Source organism: Marisediminicola antarctica, assembly GCF_009930795.1.
Taxonomy (GTDB): Bacteria; Actinomycetota; Actinomycetes; order Actinomycetales; family Microbacteriaceae; genus Marisediminicola; species Marisediminicola antarctica.
In genome coordinates, this window is record NZ_CP017146.1 from 1,691,328 (window position 1) to 1,708,538 (window position 17,211).

General features: G+C 62.4%; 18 protein-coding genes. 5 read left to right on the forward strand and 13 right to left on the reverse strand.

Going from position 1 to position 17,211, the window contains the following annotated elements; all coding sequences use genetic code 11:
• Positions 1-222: 222 nt before the first annotated feature.
• The 4 genes from BHD05_RS08025 to BHD05_RS08040 form a co-directional block, all read right to left on the reverse strand.
• The gene (locus BHD05_RS08025; RefSeq protein WP_161885969.1) at positions 223-1,662 is read right to left on the reverse strand and encodes a sensor histidine kinase; all 1,440 of its coding nucleotides are present in this window, start codon (positions 1,660-1,662) and stop codon (positions 223-225) included.
• On the reverse strand, positions 1,659-2,339 hold the full coding sequence (locus tag BHD05_RS08030) for a response regulator transcription factor (RefSeq protein WP_236966471.1): 681 nt from the start codon (positions 2,337-2,339) through the stop codon (positions 1,659-1,661). The genes BHD05_RS08025 and BHD05_RS08030 overlap by 4 nt, the downstream gene beginning before the upstream one ends.
• A gap of 39 nt (positions 2,340-2,378) precedes the next feature.
• Positions 2,379-3,191: a COG4705 family protein gene (locus BHD05_RS08035; protein WP_161885970.1), complete on the reverse strand. Its 813-nt coding sequence runs from the start codon at positions 3,189-3,191 to the stop codon at positions 2,379-2,381.
• A 280-nt stretch (positions 3,192-3,471) separates the two neighbouring features.
• On the reverse strand, positions 3,472-4,557 hold the full coding sequence (locus BHD05_RS08040) for a ferritin-like domain-containing protein (protein WP_236966472.1): 1,086 nt from the start codon (positions 4,555-4,557) through the stop codon (positions 3,472-3,474).
• A gap of 369 nt (positions 4,558-4,926) precedes the next feature.
• Here BHD05_RS08040 and BHD05_RS08045 point away from each other — a divergent pair, with 369 nt between their 5' ends.
• Entirely contained in the window at positions 4,927-5,676 is a 750-nt protein-coding gene (locus tag BHD05_RS08045; protein WP_335920064.1) for an alpha/beta fold hydrolase, read from the forward strand.
• Between the two features lie 293 nt (positions 5,677-5,969).
• Here BHD05_RS08045 and BHD05_RS08050 read toward each other — a convergent pair whose 3' ends face one another.
• Positions 5,970-6,116, reverse strand: a complete 147-nt coding sequence (locus tag BHD05_RS08050; protein WP_161885971.1) for a hypothetical protein — start codon at positions 6,114-6,116, stop codon at positions 5,970-5,972.
• Positions 6,117-6,358: 242 nt separating this feature from the next.
• The gene (locus BHD05_RS08055; protein ID WP_161885972.1) at positions 6,359-7,039 is read right to left on the reverse strand and encodes a hypothetical protein; all 681 of its coding nucleotides are present in this window, start codon (positions 7,037-7,039) and stop codon (positions 6,359-6,361) included.
• Positions 7,040-7,156: 117 nt separating this feature from the next.
• Between BHD05_RS08055 and BHD05_RS08060 the strand changes: the two genes are divergently transcribed.
• Positions 7,157-7,510 (forward strand): PadR family transcriptional regulator, encoded by a 354-nt coding sequence (locus BHD05_RS08060; RefSeq protein WP_161885973.1) that lies wholly within the window; start codon positions 7,157-7,159, stop codon positions 7,508-7,510.
• Between the two features lie 299 nt (positions 7,511-7,809).
• Positions 7,810-8,862 carry a hypothetical protein gene (locus BHD05_RS08065; RefSeq protein WP_161885974.1) on the forward strand — a complete coding sequence of 351 codons (1,053 nt, stop codon included), beginning with the start codon at positions 7,810-7,812 and terminating at the stop codon, positions 8,860-8,862.
• A gap of 15 nt (positions 8,863-8,877) precedes the next feature.
• Here BHD05_RS08065 and BHD05_RS08070 read toward each other — a convergent pair whose 3' ends face one another.
• The 5 genes from BHD05_RS08070 to BHD05_RS08090 all read right to left on the reverse strand — a co-directional run bounded on the left by BHD05_RS08070 (position 8,878) and on the right by BHD05_RS08090 (position 13,672).
• Positions 8,878-9,456, reverse strand: a complete 579-nt coding sequence (locus BHD05_RS08070; RefSeq protein ID WP_161885975.1) for a hypothetical protein — start codon at positions 9,454-9,456, stop codon at positions 8,878-8,880.
• Positions 9,457-9,856: 400 nt separating this feature from the next.
• On the reverse strand, positions 9,857-11,152 hold the full coding sequence (locus BHD05_RS08075; protein WP_161885976.1) for an ABC transporter permease: 1,296 nt from the start codon (positions 11,150-11,152) through the stop codon (positions 9,857-9,859).
• Complete coding sequence (locus tag BHD05_RS08080) at positions 11,149-11,916, reverse strand: DUF2306 domain-containing protein (protein WP_161885977.1); 768 nt, start codon at positions 11,914-11,916, stop codon at positions 11,149-11,151. The genes BHD05_RS08075 and BHD05_RS08080 overlap by 4 nt, the downstream gene beginning before the upstream one ends.
• Complete coding sequence (locus tag BHD05_RS08085) at positions 11,913-12,638, reverse strand: ABC transporter ATP-binding protein (RefSeq protein WP_161885978.1); 726 nt, start codon at positions 12,636-12,638, stop codon at positions 11,913-11,915. Before BHD05_RS08085 ends, BHD05_RS08080 begins: the two co-directional genes overlap by 4 nt.
• A complete protein-coding gene (locus BHD05_RS08090) occupies positions 12,635-13,672 on the reverse strand; it encodes an NAD(P)-dependent alcohol dehydrogenase (RefSeq protein WP_236966473.1) in 1,038 nt (345 codons plus the stop codon). The genes BHD05_RS08085 and BHD05_RS08090 overlap by 4 nt, the downstream gene beginning before the upstream one ends.
• A gap of 167 nt (positions 13,673-13,839) precedes the next feature.
• Here BHD05_RS08090 and BHD05_RS08095 point away from each other — a divergent pair, with 167 nt between their 5' ends.
• Positions 13,840-14,316 (forward strand): DUF6326 family protein, encoded by a 477-nt coding sequence (locus tag BHD05_RS08095; protein ID WP_161885979.1) that lies wholly within the window; start codon positions 13,840-13,842, stop codon positions 14,314-14,316.
• Between the two features lie 872 nt (positions 14,317-15,188).
• Here the strand turns inward: BHD05_RS08095 and BHD05_RS08100 are convergent.
• Positions 15,189-16,148, reverse strand: a complete 960-nt coding sequence (locus BHD05_RS08100) for a permease prefix domain 1-containing protein (RefSeq protein WP_161885980.1) — start codon at positions 16,146-16,148, stop codon at positions 15,189-15,191.
• Positions 16,145-16,507 carry a PadR family transcriptional regulator gene (locus BHD05_RS08105; protein ID WP_236966474.1) on the reverse strand — a complete coding sequence of 121 codons (363 nt, stop codon included), beginning with the start codon at positions 16,505-16,507 and terminating at the stop codon, positions 16,145-16,147. Before BHD05_RS08105 ends, BHD05_RS08100 begins: the two co-directional genes overlap by 4 nt.
• A 144-nt stretch (positions 16,508-16,651) precedes the next feature.
• Between BHD05_RS08105 and BHD05_RS08110 the strand changes: the two genes are divergently transcribed.
• Complete coding sequence (locus BHD05_RS08110; protein WP_161885981.1) at positions 16,652-16,954, forward strand: TetR-like C-terminal domain-containing protein; 303 nt, start codon at positions 16,652-16,654, stop codon at positions 16,952-16,954.
• Positions 16,955-17,211: the final 257 nt, after the last annotated feature.

The following is a 17,211-nucleotide window of genomic DNA, read 5'->3' on the forward strand; positions in this document are numbered from 1 at the left end:
GGCGAGGAGATCGGCCCGCGCATTCCCGCGGAAATGGCGGATGGCCAAGTATCGCTCAACTTACGAATGCCTTCGGTGAGTGGGGAGTCGGGCTCTTCACGTTTCTTGAGACCGTGTTCCCTCCGATTCCGAGTGAGGTGATCCTTCCGCTCGCCGGGCTCATCTCCCATCAGGGGTCGATGAACATTGCCCTTCTTGTCGTCACGGAGGCATCGGCCTTCACTACTCGATGACATTGTCGATGGTTCGAGCCAATCGACGGCGCGGAGCGGTCGTTACGTCGGCGCCAATTTGAGAGTGGCGTGGCAGCTCCCTCTCGAAGGGCACGCGAATTTCGACCTGAAGTCCTGAGCCGACGATATTGGTCAGTGTCATGGTCCCACCAGCCACCCCGACGATCCCGGAGACGATCGCCAATCCGAGCCCGGAGCCACCGGAACCCCGAGCTGGGTCGGCCTGGGAGAAGCGATCCAAGGCGAAGGGAAGAAATGCTTCATCTATTCCTCCGGCATCGTCTTTGACCGAAAGGGTTGAGCTGCTTGCGTGCTGCACAAGCTCCAGGGCCACTGTGCCGTGGGGTCCCATCGCTGCCAACGAGTTATTTACGAGGTTGTTGCAGAGTCGACCGAAGTCGGCGGTACTGATGGGAAGCCGAGTGTCCGGGTCGGTGAATGTGGAGTCGTACTCGATGCGAATATCCCGGCCTCCCAGGTGGCGCCGACCACGGTCAGCAGCATCGGCCAACTCAGCACTCAACTCCTCGAGAGTCGCCGAACCCGGTATCGTCTGCGCATCAATCCGCGAGAGCTCGAGCATGGATGTCGCGAGCGCAGCCAAACGTGCAACGGTCGCCTGGGCTGCCCTCACGTCGCCCTTCAGCTGAGAAAGCGAGGTCGCTTCCGCCTGAGCAAGTTCCAGCTGCGTCTGCAGGATCGCGATCGGGGTTCGAAGCTCATGGCTTGCGTCAGACACGATGTGGCGCTCCCGATCTGTTGAGTCGCGCAACTGCTTGATGAGTTCGTTGAGAGTCTCTGCCAACTCGGCTATCTCGTCGCGGGCGGGCCCGACCGGAAGCAGTTCCTTTCTCGGGGACCGCACCAGAGCCTCTGCGCTGCGCCGGAGCCGCGTCACAGGGCTGAGCACTGCCCCGCCGATCCACCACGACGCGGCTCCGAAAGCGAGGTTGATAGCCGCGATACTGAGGATCAGGAGGAGGGCCACTTGATCGAGCACGGATTGCTGAACGTCATCGGGGCTGGCAGAGATAACGGCCCACGTTCCCTGCGCTGTCGCAAACGTGGTCACACGCACGAGATAGGTTGCTGAATCAACTTCAATTGTGCGTGTGCCCGGCGATGAGGCGAGTTCCGTTGCTCTTCCGCCGAGAGGGTCGGGCAGCGTGTTTACCTTGGAAACCCCGGATGGATCGACTACTGCAACTAGTTGGCTGGCTCCCGGCGGATCTAAGGCCTCGGTGGGGTCGAGAGCCAAGGCGGTGAGGTATGGCCCTTCGACGTTCTCGAGCACAGCGATCTGCCCGTCGGCGACGATGCGCTGCACTTGGCTGAAAATCAGGATGCCCGCGACAACTGAAATCAGTGCTGCGATCAGCAGGCTACCGCCGGTTATCCGGGTTCGGATACCCAGGCGCGACCAGCTCATATTTTGTCCGCCGCCAATTGGAAGCCGATTCCGCGGGAGTTCACGATCCTGAGCGGCGCACCGACTGTGTCGAGTTTCTTGCGCACGTAGCTCACGTATTGGTCAAGAATATTTGCATTGATATGCGCTGAGGAGCCCCACAACGACTCGAGCATTTCTGTCCGAGGCAGAACTCGACCCATGTTCTCGGCGAGGAGCCTGAGAAGATCGAACTCGGTGCGACTCAGTCGCAGTTCTTTGCCATCGCAGGTGATCTCATGTCGCGTCATGTCGATGCGCACGCCACCGATGTCGATTCGAGTGGCACCGATCGCGTCACGGCGTCGTAGCGCCCTGAGCCTTGCGGCGAGTTCCGCAAACATGAAGGGTTTAGTCAGGTAGTCGTCTGCGCCGGCGTCAAGTCCCCGGACCCGATCGTCGACCGCGTCTCTGGCGGTCAATAGAAGAATGGCGATCCCGTGGGTCTGCTCGCGCAGGCGCCTGCAGAGCTCGAATCCCGACATTCCGGGGAGCATGACGTCGAGGATGGCGAGGTCGTACGAGGTGTCCTTGCTGAGCGTGATCGCGTCGATACCGTTGTCGGCAATGTCGACCGCGTAACCTTCCGCGTGCAACCCGCGGGACAGGAGAGCCGCCATGAGTGGCTCGTCCTCTACAACGAGTATGCGCAAGGGCACGCTGTCCGCCTTCCTTCGTCGGTGTGCTGAATCCTACGGCTACGCGGCGACCGGGATCAGCTCGCTCTGGGTCACCGCATCCCGACGCTGACGGCCGACCTTGATGCCGAGGTACGTCGCAATGCCGATGATGATGCCGAGGAAAAGGATGCTGGTGACCGTCGTGCCCAGCCCCAGTCCGCCGTCGGCGGGAGCCTGAGAGAGAAGGTCACCCATCGATGCTCCGAGCGGGCGAGTGAGGATGTACCCGGCCCAGAAGCAGAAGACTACGTTGATCTGGAAGGCGAACCGGGCGATTGCGATGATTCCAATAAGTGAGGCGAAGAGGATCGTCCCGACCAGGTAGCCCAGACCGAACCCTTCCGTGATGAGGTCCCCTGCCGCGGTTCCCAGCGCAAAAGTGAAGAGAATTGCGATCCAGTAGAACGCCTCACGTCGACGAGTGAAGATCGTGTGGATCGAAAGTGTGCGTTCGCGGGCAAACCAGATACCGAACGTGACGGCCAGGAGGACGGAGAAGGCGACGGTGCTGAGCCAGAGGGGAACTCCGAACACGTCGGTCAAGTTGTCGGTGAGGAGGGTGCCGACAATGCTGATGAGCACGACCACGGTCCAGTAGACGCCGGATGTGTACCTTTTGGTGGCGAATTGAGCGACAAGTGCGGTGACGAGCAGTGCCGTCATCACCCACGAGGTGATGGTGAGGCCGAGGCCCAGGGTCGAATTGAGGTAGTCGGCGGCAGTTTCACCGGAGGTCGTCGACAGGATCTTGATCACCCAGAACGCAAAGGTGATCTCGGGCACCCTGTTGAACAGGATCGTGCGGACATGGTCAGGAAGTGTATTGGTCATGACGACAGGCTCGCGGTGCCAGCTTGCTCATTGCCGGGAAAACTGGGGCCCGAGAGTGAGGGTTTTTTCAGGGAGTTGACTGTGGGCCAGCTCGCGATACGGGCCGGCCCGCTGCCCTACCTAGTCCTCGGTGCCATCTCCGACAGATAGGACGTCGACGTCGTGCCTCGGGCACTCATCGCCCGACGATTCGCCGTCATGAGTCAGCGGTCAGATGCGCCACCCCGCCAGTTCTCGTTCGATGGCCACCGAACGAGAACTGGCGGGTAGGTTCGGGCGGCTAATCGCTGTGGTGAATGCTGCCGTTCACCCCGTTCGGGAAGAATCCGCCAGCCTCGACGCTATCGGGGTTGAGATAGACCACGTTGAGCACCTGGCCGGTAGTGCGGCTGAAGGCGAGCCCGTTGGCATCCGTCGGTACCAGGTTGGCCACTGCTGCGGTGCCGATGCCCTGATCAAGGTCAGTGGCGCCGTCCAGACTGTCCCGAGCATCAGAGATCTTCTGCACGCTTGAGTACAGCGCCGGTGTCGCGACTCCCTGCGCGTACAGCGTGGTGCGGATGATGCCAGCGTGGTAGGCCTCCACCGCAAGAAGCCCTGCCGCGGCATCCAGGAAGGTCTTGTTCCTGATGAAGCCTGCAGCTCCCTTGTATGCCGTGACTCCGACGTCTTCGAAGATGAACGCGGCAAGAAGGAAGTTGATCTCGTTGGCGTAGGGATCGAAGACTTCGCCCGGTTGGATCAGCCCGGCGGCCGTCGCTGCCGCACTGAAGCTTGCGTCCAACGAAATCGAGGGACGAGAAACGGCTGCGCCTCCAAGAGCGCTTCGAAGGAAGGCGACGTGTGCCTTTTCGTCGGCGGCGATTTCTTCCGCGTACTTCCTGATCAACGGGGTCTGGAATTGCACCGCCCGGCCACCCGATACCGGGCCACGCTTGCCCTTTCCGGTGGTCATCCCATCCGCGAGACCAACGCCGGTCACCGCGCGAAGATAAAACTCCGCCTCGAGGTACTCGAGGTTGAGGGCGAAGTTGAGTATTGACGCATCGCTGGGAGCTTTCGACCCGTTGCCCTGTCCTTCTGATTCGTGGCCGGGGTGATCGGACTCGTCGCCCGGGTGTTCCGACTCGTGGCCCGGGTGCTCATGGTCACCCTCGCCATTCCACTTGCCGCGGCCGGAGGCTAATGCGGGCTCAGCAACCAACATCGCGGCAGCGGATCCCATGGCCCCAATACCCGCCATTGCAAGGAGCCGTCGGCGATCCACCTTCGTTTCGGCGCTTCGGGTGATGGCATCCTCAATGAACTTTTTCTCGAACATTCTTTCGTTCCAATCATTCTTCAGCGAATGACGGGGATAGATCACGGTTCGATGATCCTCGTCGCGGTGGAGGGACCACCGAATTCAGACGCTACCCCCGAACGGGGGGTGGATGGAAGATAGTCGCAAAAAGAGGGCGTGACCTGAGGCTGAATCGCGATGGATTTCCCTCTCAGGGTGGAAACATGGGCTGCTCCACGCCATTCGCGCGTGTTGGCAGCATCGACAACGACAAGGCGAGGCGGAAAGTCATGGATGGCGCGGCAGCCCACGGGACTGCCTTTCGCAATTGACAGCTGGATCGAAATCGCCCCTGCTACGGTCGAACACGAGCGAAATAACTGCACATCACAGAATTCTGCACAACGTCAACCTTCATGTGGATGACACCGGCGGTCCGGCCGTGCTGTCGTTTTGATTCACGCCTGGCCCCTCTCGGGTGAGGCCTGGAGCGAACAGATTCCGGTACTGACCGCAGCAGGCTCCTGCGTGATTAGCTACAATCGCCGCGGCTTCGGCCGCAGCGACAAGCCGAAGGGCGGCTACGACTACGACACGCTCGCCGAGGATCTGCAGGCGATTCTGGAGACGCTCAACGTCACTGACGCCACCTTCGTTGGCTTCTCGATGGGTGGAGGTGAAGTTGCCCGATACGTCAGCAGGTTCGGTGGGGAGCGCGTGCACAGCGTGGTCTTCGCGTCGGCAGTTCCCCCGGATATGGCAAAGGGGCCGGACAACCCTGACGGCCCCCTTACCGAAGAGGAGGCAGGCGAGATGACGAAGGGTCTCGATGCCGACCCCGATGCGTTTTACGACGACTTCACGACACAGTTCTTCACCGCGCACGGCGAGATGACCGTGACCGAGGCACAACGACAGGACGCCCTGCGGCTGGCGAAGCAGGCAGACAAACGTGCCGCACTCGAGACAATGGCAGCGTTCGGCTCGACCGACTTCAGGAATGGCCTCCCGAAGCTCACCGTTGCCACGCTCGTCATCCACGGTGACTCCGACGGCATCGTGACGTTCGAGGGCTCGGGCGCCCGCATCCACGCAACCATTGCGGGCAGCGACCTGCAGGTGATAGCTGGCGGCCCCCACGGCATGAACGTGAGTCACGCAGACGAGTTCAACAGGGCGCTGCTGGCGTTCCTCGACAAGTAGCCACATCGAGCGGCCACTCGTCACGTCAGGCGTCCAATTCGCATCGCGGAAGTCTTTGACGACGGCAGACTGACCTACGGCCGTTCGCTCGCCGCCGCTACGGAGGCTCTGCGGCGGCTTATCGCCTCCCCGGATGCGGTGGCGACGGCGCGACCACCGGATGCTGCGCGACTGGGCGTGACCGGGGCATCCGTCCATCTCTGTCTCTATCGTGACAGCCTGGTCAGCTACCGCAACGGCGGCGACTCTGTTGGCGTGCGCTCTGTCGCCGCGGACCTTCGGTACGTCGTCAGTTACTTTTGTGCTGGAGAGTTGCTGAGGGCCTGCCCGCCCGCCTCCGCATCGAGTCGAGAGAAGATCTTGCTGACGTTGGCGACCGCAGCGTTTTTCGGAACGCCTTCGGGCGGCGTCAGGTAGTCGGGATCGGCGTCGATGACCACGTGTCGTGCGTCGTCGGCTCAGAGCGCGATCCATTCGGACTGATCAACCTCGGTGCTGGCCTAGGGGTCACCGAACTGTAGCTTGCCCAGCGCACGACTACGGTCATCGGCATCCGTCATCTCGTCCATACCTGTTCATGTCAGTTGTGGGCCCAAACGTGACAAAGTCGTTCACCGCAGCCGAGGTGCGGGGTCGCTGACCGTGAAGATGGTGTGGTGTCCGGGCCCCGCGGAATCGCCGATCAGCGGCGACGCGCGAATTTGAGGTCGATGTACGGGAGGTGTTCGCGGGAAATCACTGCGGTCAGTGTCCCGCCGTTGGCGAGCTTCGCACCAATGGCGTAGACGAAGGGATCGGTGTCGATCTCCGCACCCATGACAGTCTCCCCACCGATGGCAACGTGGATACCCTGCCTGACGGTCCGCGTCGAGGTGAGTGCGGGCGAGTCCCAGTCGCCCAGGCCGAGTCCGAGTTCCTCTCGAAACTGGTTCATCAGGATGTAGTTCGCGTGCTGGGCGAGGAGGTGATCGAGCGTGGTGTACTCGGATTCTTCGCGATGCCAGGTCGTCTGAACTGCGTCCCACAGGAGCGGGTACCGCATGCGTTCGACTTGTTCGAGGAGCCATTCCGGGCGGGGCCAGTGAGGGACCTGCTCGATCGAGCGACGGGTCTCGTCGTCGAGATCAGCGAGGTTCACCGGGTCGGACCTGTCTTCGGGGTTGCGCCACAATGTCGCGGACACGCTCGCTGTCATGACGGAGAAGCCGGCGCGGTCAGTGCCGTAGTTGACACCGATGTCCGTGATCTCCAATGAGCGCTGAGCAGCAAACTCGATCACGGGGATCGGCATCGCCGTCAGCATCTCCGCGCACTCCACGCGAGGGTCGGGCGCGTCTTCGGGGAGGACTCCAGCGAACTGCATCTGCCTATCGTGATGTGTTCCGCAACAGCGGACAAGACCCCGAGGTCGAATCGTAGCCAAATCAAATGAAGTAGCTACACGCTGCAATATTCCATTACATAGAATATGCTTGTTTGCATGGCCTCCGTTGTGACTCAAACTTCGTTCTGGATTCTCACCGCTTTGGCTTCGGGCAGGCGTCACGGGTACGAGATTTTGCAGGAGACCGCTGACGCGTCTCAGGGTCGTGTGTCGTTGAAGGTGGCAACCCTGTACGCGGCGCTCGACCGGCTCGAAGCGGACGGCTTGATTCGCCCGGACGGCGAGGAGATTGTTGCTGGTCGCGCCCGGCGCTATTTCGTGATCACTGATGACGGGGTCACGCGGTTGTCAGCGGAGGTGGAGCTGATGGAGAGGTCGACGCGAGCTGCGCGAGCGCAGCTCGCGATTCACAAGTTCGCTTTGGTGCCGGATGCTGGTGCCGCGTGGTGAGCCCCGGCCGGGCGGACAGATTCCAGCGCTTATTGCGCTGGTACCCGGCCTTGTGGCGGAAAGCGAACGGCGAGGTCTTCGTGGGCAGCCTGCGTGACCAAGCTGACCATGAGCGGCGATCCGCCCCATCCGTTGCCGACGGTTTCTCTGCATTCGTCAATGGCGTAGCTCTCCGTCTTGATGCTCGCGTTTCGTTCTGGGCGGCATTGTTGGCGATGGGGTTGGGAGCCTGCGCGTGGATACTCATCCTGATCGGGTGGAGCGGAGCATCCGGGCCTGGGGGTGAGGTCGGGATGGTCATGGCCGGCGTAGCCCCTGCCCTCACTCTGCTGGGAGTGATCGCGCTCTTCAGAGAACGACGATTGATCACCCCGCCCCGCGCGCTCGTTGTTCTCGTGACCCTTCTTGCGGCGCTCGTCTTGGCGGCATTGACACAGCTGTCGTGGGCGCAAGGGTTCCGTCTGGCCGACGCAAACCAACCCCAGACCGGCCTGGCCGGCGCCCTGGGTGTGCTCTTCGTCATCGCCTGGGCTGTTGGCGCGGTAGGAATCGGACTGCTCGTCGACGGCGCGTTCGGTGGGGCCGGATTGCCGTCGGCTGCCCGCGTTCCTCTGGCGGCAATCGCCGGCATTCTGATTGCCCCTGCCCTCGGTGTCGGCCTCATCAATCCGGCCACGTCTACCATCATCGCAGGAGGCGTCGCGCTGGTGGCTCTCGGCACTCTCAACGGGCAACGCAACCGGACCTCACCCGTACCCGCGAGGGCAATCCGAGCGCGTTCGACTGATGTTCGCGGCGCAGTTCGCCTTCTCGCAGCCCTTAGCGCCGCAGTCGGTGTCGTTGGGGTTGTTTACGCACTCACCGGCGCAGGTTGGTCGGATGGTGCAGCCGACGGAACCATTGCTATGGCTCAGGGGATAACGATCCTTCTCGCCTCCGCCATCCCACTCCTGGCGGCATTCGCGCTCAGCGCTCCGCAACGCCACGGCACAGCGGCGGTCTGGGGGCCGACGAGCCTGATCGTGCTCGAGGTCACTGCTGTCGCAGTCGCCTACCAGGACGCGCCAGTGAGCCAAGAGATGGCTCCGTGGCTGGGAGTGTCTGCGGCTCTCGGCGGCGGAGCGATCGCATGGTGGACCATCCCACGCCTACGCGGCCCTCTCGGTCGCCGCATCGCGGTCGGGCTGGCGTTCGGGGGAGGGTATGCAGCGCTCTTCGGTACCACGGTGGTACCTCTGCTCGCCTTCCTAGTTCCGGTCGCTGCGCTCATACTCGCTTTCCTCCGAGCACGACCCACGCGACCGAAGATTCTCTCGGCGGGGCAAACTCCGCTGCCGGTGCAGAATGCGTAACGGGAGGGTCCGTGCTCACTGCGGTGAATCGAACATGCGGAAGGAGGCTTTTTCATCGACTGTGACCGCGGCGGACAGGGAGGAACGATCGGCATCAATCGGTGCGGTTTTGTAATTCACGAGCCCATCGGCGTCGCACGAATCCCCCCACGTGCGATCAACGATTTCACCGCCCGAGGTCAACGCGACCTCATACTCCGTCGCGTCGTCGCAGAAGATGGTGAGGACCAGCTGATCTGAGTCTGCGCTGAGGGCGGGGAGGGGGTACTCGGCGGGGCCGATACCAGCCTCCGCAAACAGGAAGGACCCAGGTAAGAGGTCAGGGTCAAAATGCCCAGGGTGTTCCTGCACGAACTCGCTAAGGAAGATCGCTCCCTCCCCGGACAGTTCTTGTTCGGTCGCTGCGGTAGGTGTCGGTGGCAGCGAAGGTGGCACCCGCTGAGTGTCAGATGCCGTACAGCCACTCAACGACAGCATCCCGATCGTCAGGACCGCCGTCGGAGTAAACTTCAGCATGTGGAATGTCCACCACAGCCGGAGATGATCGCCGTCGATTGACCTCACCGCAGAAGCAGCAAGCGCAACGGTCGACACGTGGTCCCACAGATCCTCGCAACGCATTCCTTCACCGACGAGCATCTCCTGTGGGGCAAATGCGAAAACGTGGCCTGCAAGCGCGGCGACGGGGAATTTGTCAAGGCGAATGAGGCCAGGGGGAGTTTAGGCGGCTAGTTTTTGCTCGGCTCTCTGGGCGGGATTGTTGATCCAGGCCGTTGTCGGAATGGCGAGGATCTCGGGGTCGTGATTCGTGGTGAAGCGTTAGGCGACACATTCGAGTCCAGATCAGAGGATGCTGGTGTCGTTCGCAGGTTTCGGCCGATTCGTCCGCTGACAGCCGTCATGGCTCATCGTCCGTCCGGCATCGCGAACGGTCAGTAATGGGAGTTTTTCCGTTGGACTATGGACGCACTCGAGGCCACACCGCCTGCGACAGCTACTCGTACCTGAGCGCGGTGATTGGGTTCTGGCGCGCTGCGCGCCGGGCCGGAATTGTTCCGGCGAGGAAGGCGATACCCATCACAAGAAGCACGACGGTGATCATGGGTATGGGTGCGAAGACGAGCACTTCAAGCCCCTGCAGGTCGGCAATCACCGTTTCGGCGAGAATCACGTTCGCGACGGCGCCGGCGCCCATCGCACCGAGTGCGCCGATCACGCTGCCGAGCAAGCCGATGAAGACCGCCTCAACGCTGAACAGCGTGTAAATCCGTCCGCCGCCCATGCCCATTGCTTTCATGAGCCCGATCTCGCGAGTGCGCTCCTGCACACTCATCAGCAGCGTGTTGACGATGCCGAACCCGGCTGCGATAAGCGCGATCACGGCAAAGGCGTTCAGCACACCGATGATGCCGCCGATGATGGACTGAAAGATGCCGATCTGGTCGGCAGCCGTCATAGCGTTGTAGCCGAGTTCTGCCAGATCTGCTTTCAGCGCGCTGAGCGCTTCTTCGCCAATGCCCGGATCGAATCGCGCAGTGGCGAGGAAGAAGCCGACTTCGGTATCCGCGGGACTGCCGATGGCCTGTGCCTCCCGCAGCGCGTCGGAGAGGGTCTGGTTGAGCCCAATCCCACTGTCGAACAGCGTCTCGTTCTGCACGCCGGAGATGGTCGCCTCACGTTCGTGTATCTCGCCGCTGTGGTCAGCAATGCCAATGCTCACGGGCTGACCGACGGCCGATTCCGCGTCGGGAAAGCCGAGGCTCTCGAGATAAGCGCTGGTGAGCAGAACATGATTGCCGCCTTCGGGCATCGGAGTGCCCGCGGCCAGATCTGGGTTGATCATCTGGATGTTGACATTGATGGCCAGCTCGTACTTGCCGGTGCCGTCGTGCTCGATATAGAGCGGATCAAGCCGGAGGATCGGATTCACCTCCAACACGCCATCCACGTCAGCAATGGCGTCGACATCTGCAGCGGTCAGGATTCCGCTCGAGAACTCCGACCCGTCACCCTCGAAACCTCCGCCCACCACTGCCGAATCCGGATCGTATGGCGCCGGCGCCGACTGCGAACCGGGGGCCGCATCCGATGCTTTCGTGATCGACAGCGAGTCAGGTGCCGCAACGGAGGAGATTTGGTTGTCGATGTAGGTGGAGACGCCGGTGCCGATGGCGCTGGTGATGGTGAGGGTAAAGGCGCCAATGACGATGGCGGTGACGGTGAGTGCGGTGCGGGTTTTGCTGCGGAAGGTGTTGCTGATGGCAGCTCGGGTGATGTCGAGGGGGTTCATGCTGCTTCTCCTGGGGTGTCGAGGGTGCGCACGGCGCGTCCGTCGCGGAGCGCACCACGCCCCGACACCCCGCGCTTCCGACGGCCGGACCGTCGCCGGATGATCAACTCCGCGACCACGCTGTTGATCACGAAGCCCGCAGCGACGAGCTGTGCCTCGCCGAATGCGTCGACCTCACCAAGGGGGATCGTCCACAGCGCGAAGACGAGCGCTTGGGTTCCGCCGGAGATAGCGATCGCGTAGGCGCGCGTCATCCAGGCTCCGTGCGTGGTGAAGTCGCGACGCGTGATCGCGATCACTGCCATCACAAGAAATATGATCATCGGCACGGCGAAGACGAGTCGAACCATCGCGAGTGCGAACTCATCAGTTGGGCCACCGAAGAAGACTGCGAGCCAGATGCTGGACAGTGCCGCGATGAATCCAGCGGGGATCAGTGCACGGCCGGCCGCACGGTGCCAACCGCGCCGAATTCGCAGTGCCGGAGAGAACTGGAATGCGCCGAGAAGGCAGAACACGGTCATCCCCACGATGTGCGCAACGATCGCCACTATTGACGTCCAGAGTAGGTCAATTTCAGTACCAGAACTCACCTCCCCCAGGCGGAGCACACCGCCGATCACCGGGAGTGTACCGAGCAGCAAGAGGCCGGTGATGGCAAGCCATCCACTTTCCGGTCGCTGCCGCTCGCTCGTCTGTTTCGCAATCGGGCGGGTGGCCGTCAGCCTTTGGTCGATCGAGATGCTCTTGTCGAGGGCGTTCATGCTGCTACTCCTGGGGTGTCGAGCGAGCGCACAGCGCGCCCGTCGCGGATGAAGAGCTGGCGGTCGCATCGCGTCGCCAGTTCGGGGTCGTGGGTGACGATCACCAGGGTGATGCCGTGGTCTCGGTTGAGGGTGAAGAGGATGTTTTCGACCAGGGCACCGGTGATGGTGTCGAGGTTGCCGGTGGGTTCGTCGGCGAAGATGACCTTCGGGTTGTTCACCAGGGCGCGGGCGATGACGACTCGTTGTTTCTGTCCGCCGGAGAGGGTGACTGCCTTGTTTTTGGCTTTGTCTGCCATTTCCAGTTGTTCGAGTACTGCCATGCCGCGGGTTTTGCGTTCCCGGGCACTAACACCGGCGATCTTCAGGGGCAGCACCACATTGTCGAGCACGGTGGCGTTGGGGGTGAGGAAGAACTGTTGGAACACGAACCCGAAGTCCTGGTTGCGCAACCGGTTCAGTTGCCGCACCGACAACTCATCGGCGTTGGTGTCGCCGACCATCAGGGTGCCGTCATCCGGTTGGTCCAACAACGCAAGCAGGTGCATCAGGGTCGACTTGCCCGACCCGCTCTTCCCCACAATCGCGATCGACTCCCCGGCATACACCGACAGCGACACACCAGCCAACGCATCGAACCGGGCGGTGCCCTTGCCGTAGGACTTACGGATGTCGTGGGCCGTTAGCAGGGGAGGATTCAGAGTTGTGGCGATGGGGTTCATTGCTGCTGCTGCTCCTCGGCGGTGTTCTGGTGGGTGGCGGTGATGGTGATCTTTCCCTTGACGTGCTCTTCAACGAAGTAACGGATTGCCTCAGGTGTTTCAGCGAGCGGGTAGCTGCGGTCGACCGCTGGCGTGATGGTGCCGGCCTCGATGAGCTCCCTAAGTGCCTCGAGGTCGGCGCCGCTGGCGACCGCGGTGAGGGGTCGAAGGTTCTGGGTCACGAACATGCCCAGCAGCACCGCTGCGAGCATGCGTCGGATCGGACCGAGCACGCGTCCCCCATTGCCCGACGCCAGCACAAGAGTTCCGTGACGAGTGAGGGCCCGCCGGCACTCGGCCAGCGATCGGTTGGCGACGAGGTCGATGACCACGTCGTAACGAGCCTCGCCCGTCGTGAAGTCTTCGACCGTGTAGTCGATGACGTGGTCTGCACCCAACGACCGCACGAACTCGAGATTCGCCGTGCTGCAGACGCCCGTCACTTCGGCCCCATAAGCCTTGGCCAGTTGCACGGCGAAGGAGCCGACTCCGCCGGACGCCCCGTTGATGAGCACTGTGTCGTCCGGCTTGATCTTCGCGACATCCCGCACCCCCTGCAGCGCCGTTGTTGCGGCGGTCGGCACGGCAGCCGCCTCGCCGAAGCTGATTCGCGTTGGTTTGTGAGCGAGGCGCTTCGCCTGGGCGACGGTGTATTCGGCGAAGCTGCCGGCATCCACCTCTGCATACACCTCGTCGCCCACGCTGAAACGGCGCACGTTGTCGCCCACAGCCTCGATCACGCCGGCCACATCCCTGCCCCGCGTCGAGACCTTGGGCCGCCGGAGGCCGAACGCCAACCTCGCAACGAAGAGTTCACCCCGCATGAGCAGCCAATCGGCGGCGTTGATGGATGCTCCCTGAACCCGGATGAGCACTTCGTCCTTCGCCGCTACGGGCCGGGCAACAGTCTCGTATTCGAGAGTGTCAAGTTCGCCGTAGCGGTGTTGGGTTATTGCCTTCATCGTTCCCGGCGCGGGCTGAGTGCGTGAGCTCACGGTTTTTCTCCCTGAATGGTTTTTCTCCCGCGGCTGCGGTGAGGCTTCACGATACTGTGCGACACACATTATCGCAACACACTGGACCTGGCAACCTGATTCACTATAGTGTGTGGCATACAGTAGTGCGCGACCAAGCGCACGCAACGAGACCGAAAGACGAACCGATGACCAACCGAACGAACACCCCGAAGCCGCTCGACAACCCGCCGATCCCCGTACAGGCCAAGCTCGCCGCCGCATGGACCAGCTTCATGTTCCTCTACATCTACGTCGACTACCTCGGCCTGTACAAGCCCGGGTCCATCGACGACATCCTCGACGGCGTCGTCTTTGTGTTCGACATCAACCAAGCCTTTGTCGTCATCGGGCTCACGTCCGTGGCCATTCCGGCCCTGATGGTGATGCTCTCCATGACGCTGCCCGCCCGGGTGAACCGCGCAACGAACCTCGTCGTGGCATCGCTCTACATCCCCTACTCGGCCTTCAACCTGGCCGGTGGGTCCTGGCTCTACTTCTACGGCCTCGGCGTCGTGCTCGAGGTGCTGCTTCTGGCTTTCATCCTGCGCTCTGCCTGGACCTGGCCTCGAGCCTCCGCTGTCGCAGCCGGTCCCGTGACGACCGACCTTCGACGGTCCGTGTAAACGCGCCTCGGAAAGTCCTACGGCGTGAAGCCCGCCGCCGCGGACACCGGGCCGACCGTGACCAGCTCAGTCGCGGTGTGCGCAGAGAACCTGCTCACGAACGGTCCGGTGCCCGCGCGGGGGCTCACTGGCCGGTGAAACAACGCCCGTGATCGGGACCCTGCTGCGGGCAACCATCCTGGGGTCGTCGCGGCCCCGGACCCAGCCCCGGCGTTCCGCCCCGTCTCGCCAGGGCAGCTGCACCCAGTTGTCGCGCGTGCTGCGCCGCACGATCAACCGGTGGGTCACCATGATTGCCGCCCCCGTCGAGCCTCAGGGCTCGGCGGGGGTTCGCCATGTTCAGCCAGCGGCCGTCTGCCGCCCGAACACCCGGACTGCTTCACGGTCATCCGGTCCGAAAGCGGGCCGGTCACAACCGAAACCGTGTACTCACTCTTCACGGTGAGGGAGACCTGTTGACCATTCCATATGCCCTGAGAATGCCGGTTCCCGGGGATCCCCGCCCACCAATTCAGCCGCCTCTTCGGGCAGCATGTCTCTTTCTGCTTGAGGAGCAGACAGGAGGCCGGGCGTGCTGCTGGCGAGCGCGTCATCCCTCATCAACCCTTCGATCACAGGGTCGATTGGCTCGAGGCTGAGCGAGCACCCGCTGAGCGTCGCGACCGCTGCAAGAGTAGAGGGACCATGGCCGGCGAGTTGTCGTCATGCGGCCAACCCATGTTTTCCTCCGCGGCATTTGCCAGACCCCAGAACGACTGGCCTGTCTACCTCTACCTCAGGAAAACTCCTCCGGCGCGAGGCGGTTGGCGCGAGGAGTGTGGATGTGCGTGGAGTGTGGATGTGCGTGGAGAAGTCCGCCTCCCAGTCCGCTTTTAGCGCGTACGCCTCTTCTTGCTCGCCCGTACCCACCCGCCGATGGCGTCGCTGGCAGTGATCAGCAGGACGAAAACGATCACGACCACCGCGATGACGTCCGCCCCTGCGGGCCATCCCACAGCACGGAAGTAATCGTCGCTGAGGAGGCGGCCACTGGCCGCGAGCCAGACGGCTGGCACAGCTAAGAGTGCGACGAAAACGGTGTTCGCGATCGCGTTCAACGTCGACCAGCCGGTGTAGTACGCAAGGAGATGGAAGGGGATGCTGGCGATCGCGATCAGGAGAGCGATATAGAAGACGCCGGACTCCCACAAGCCAGAATCGACAGGACCAACTCTGGCACCGTCCGGGCCCTCGACAGCGCCCACGGTCTGGATGAGGACAAGGGAGATCACGATGACCGCGAGGAAGATCACGCCGCCGATCAAGGCACTGAAGCGGTCGCGTCTGTCGCGCACTTCGGGCAGGGACGACGGATCCCAGGTGGCTGTGCGCTTCGTACGAACAGCCGACACTCGCTCGATGATGGCGAAGACGAGCGTGGTGAAGAAGGCGATGGACATCGCTGTCTCAAGAGCGCTGTACAGTGCGCCGCTGAACGCCACGTCAGCAGGGGAGCCGTCAGCGAAGGTCACCAGGGCAAAGATGACGAACCATAGAGGAACGAGAGTCGACAGCAGCAGCTTGAGTATCCGGACGTAGTCGAGATAGAACTCGGGGCCGATCAGGTGCAGGGATCTGTCGGAGTAGCTCGCGGCAAGGCGCGCGGGCGCGCCAAGTTCTGTGAGCACCTGGCGCTCTGCGGAATCGGCGTCCACCCCGGCTTCACGCCGGTCGTCGATGGCGTCGGCGATGAGCGCGCGCAGCTCCGCCTCGATGTCCTGGCGCTGTCGTTCCGGCAGGCTGCGGAGGGTTGCCGCGACGTAGCGGTCAGTAGGGGAAGACGTTGCAGTCATGAGTCATCCTTCAGGGAGAGAAGCGCTGTGTCCAGGTCGTGCCAGTCCCGTTTCAGGGTGTCGGCAAGAGCGGCACCCTCCTTGCTCGTTGTGTAGAACTTGCGCGGGCGGGAATCGTCTGTGTTCCACTCGCTGGTCAGAAGGCCCTGTTTCTCGAGCCGGCGCAGAAGTGGGTACAGGGTGTTGGCGTCGACTTCGAACCCGGATTTTTCCAGCGCGTCGAGCAGCGCATAGCCGTAGTTTGGCCGACTCAGGAGCAATAGGCAGGCGAGGACGATCGTTCCCCGCCGCAGTTCTTGGCGATGGGTGGCGAGCGCTTCTTCATTTAACACAGGTACACGATACTGTGCATCACACACTATAGCAAGCCGATCACTTCCTGAACCTACGACTAATACCACCACGGTGACTGGCGGCGCACACTTCTGTCATTCGCGGCTGAATTGGCGGCCGAAAGCAACCCCGAATCCATCACCCTGCGTGGCCTTGCTCGATAAGCAGGCGTGACGCACTCTGCGCCGGTTCATCACTTCGGCACCCGCGAAAAGCTGCTCACTGTATTAGCCACCGAAGGGTTCACCGCCCTCAACGAGGTTCTCGAGGCTCATCGTGACGACATACAGATCATGGGCAATGCCTACGTCGCGTGGGCTCTGAAACATCCCGGGCACTACGCCGTGATGTGGCAGCCGCGGCTTCTCGACGAGTCATCACAGGGGCTCAGCGACGCACGGGAGCATGCCTGGATGTTACCTTTCGATGGCCGTCGCAGTTGCATCCTCAGCCAAGTCACCTTCAGCGCATGAGGCGGATGCATACGCTGCGTTTGCCATCGTTCGCGGTCTCGCCAGTATCTGGCTCAGCGCCGCTCTCACTCGGCCGGCGGATACCTCCGCTCTCACAGCGCTGGTAGTCGAGAGACTCTCTGTAGCGAATTCCTGACGAGCCGCGAGCTCCCCGATGTCGAGGTAGTCGCCGCCACCCGACGTGTGCGTCACAGATCTACTCGCAGCGGTGTCCTACTTGCAGAGAACATTTTTGACCCCACTGCTTTAGGGGCCAG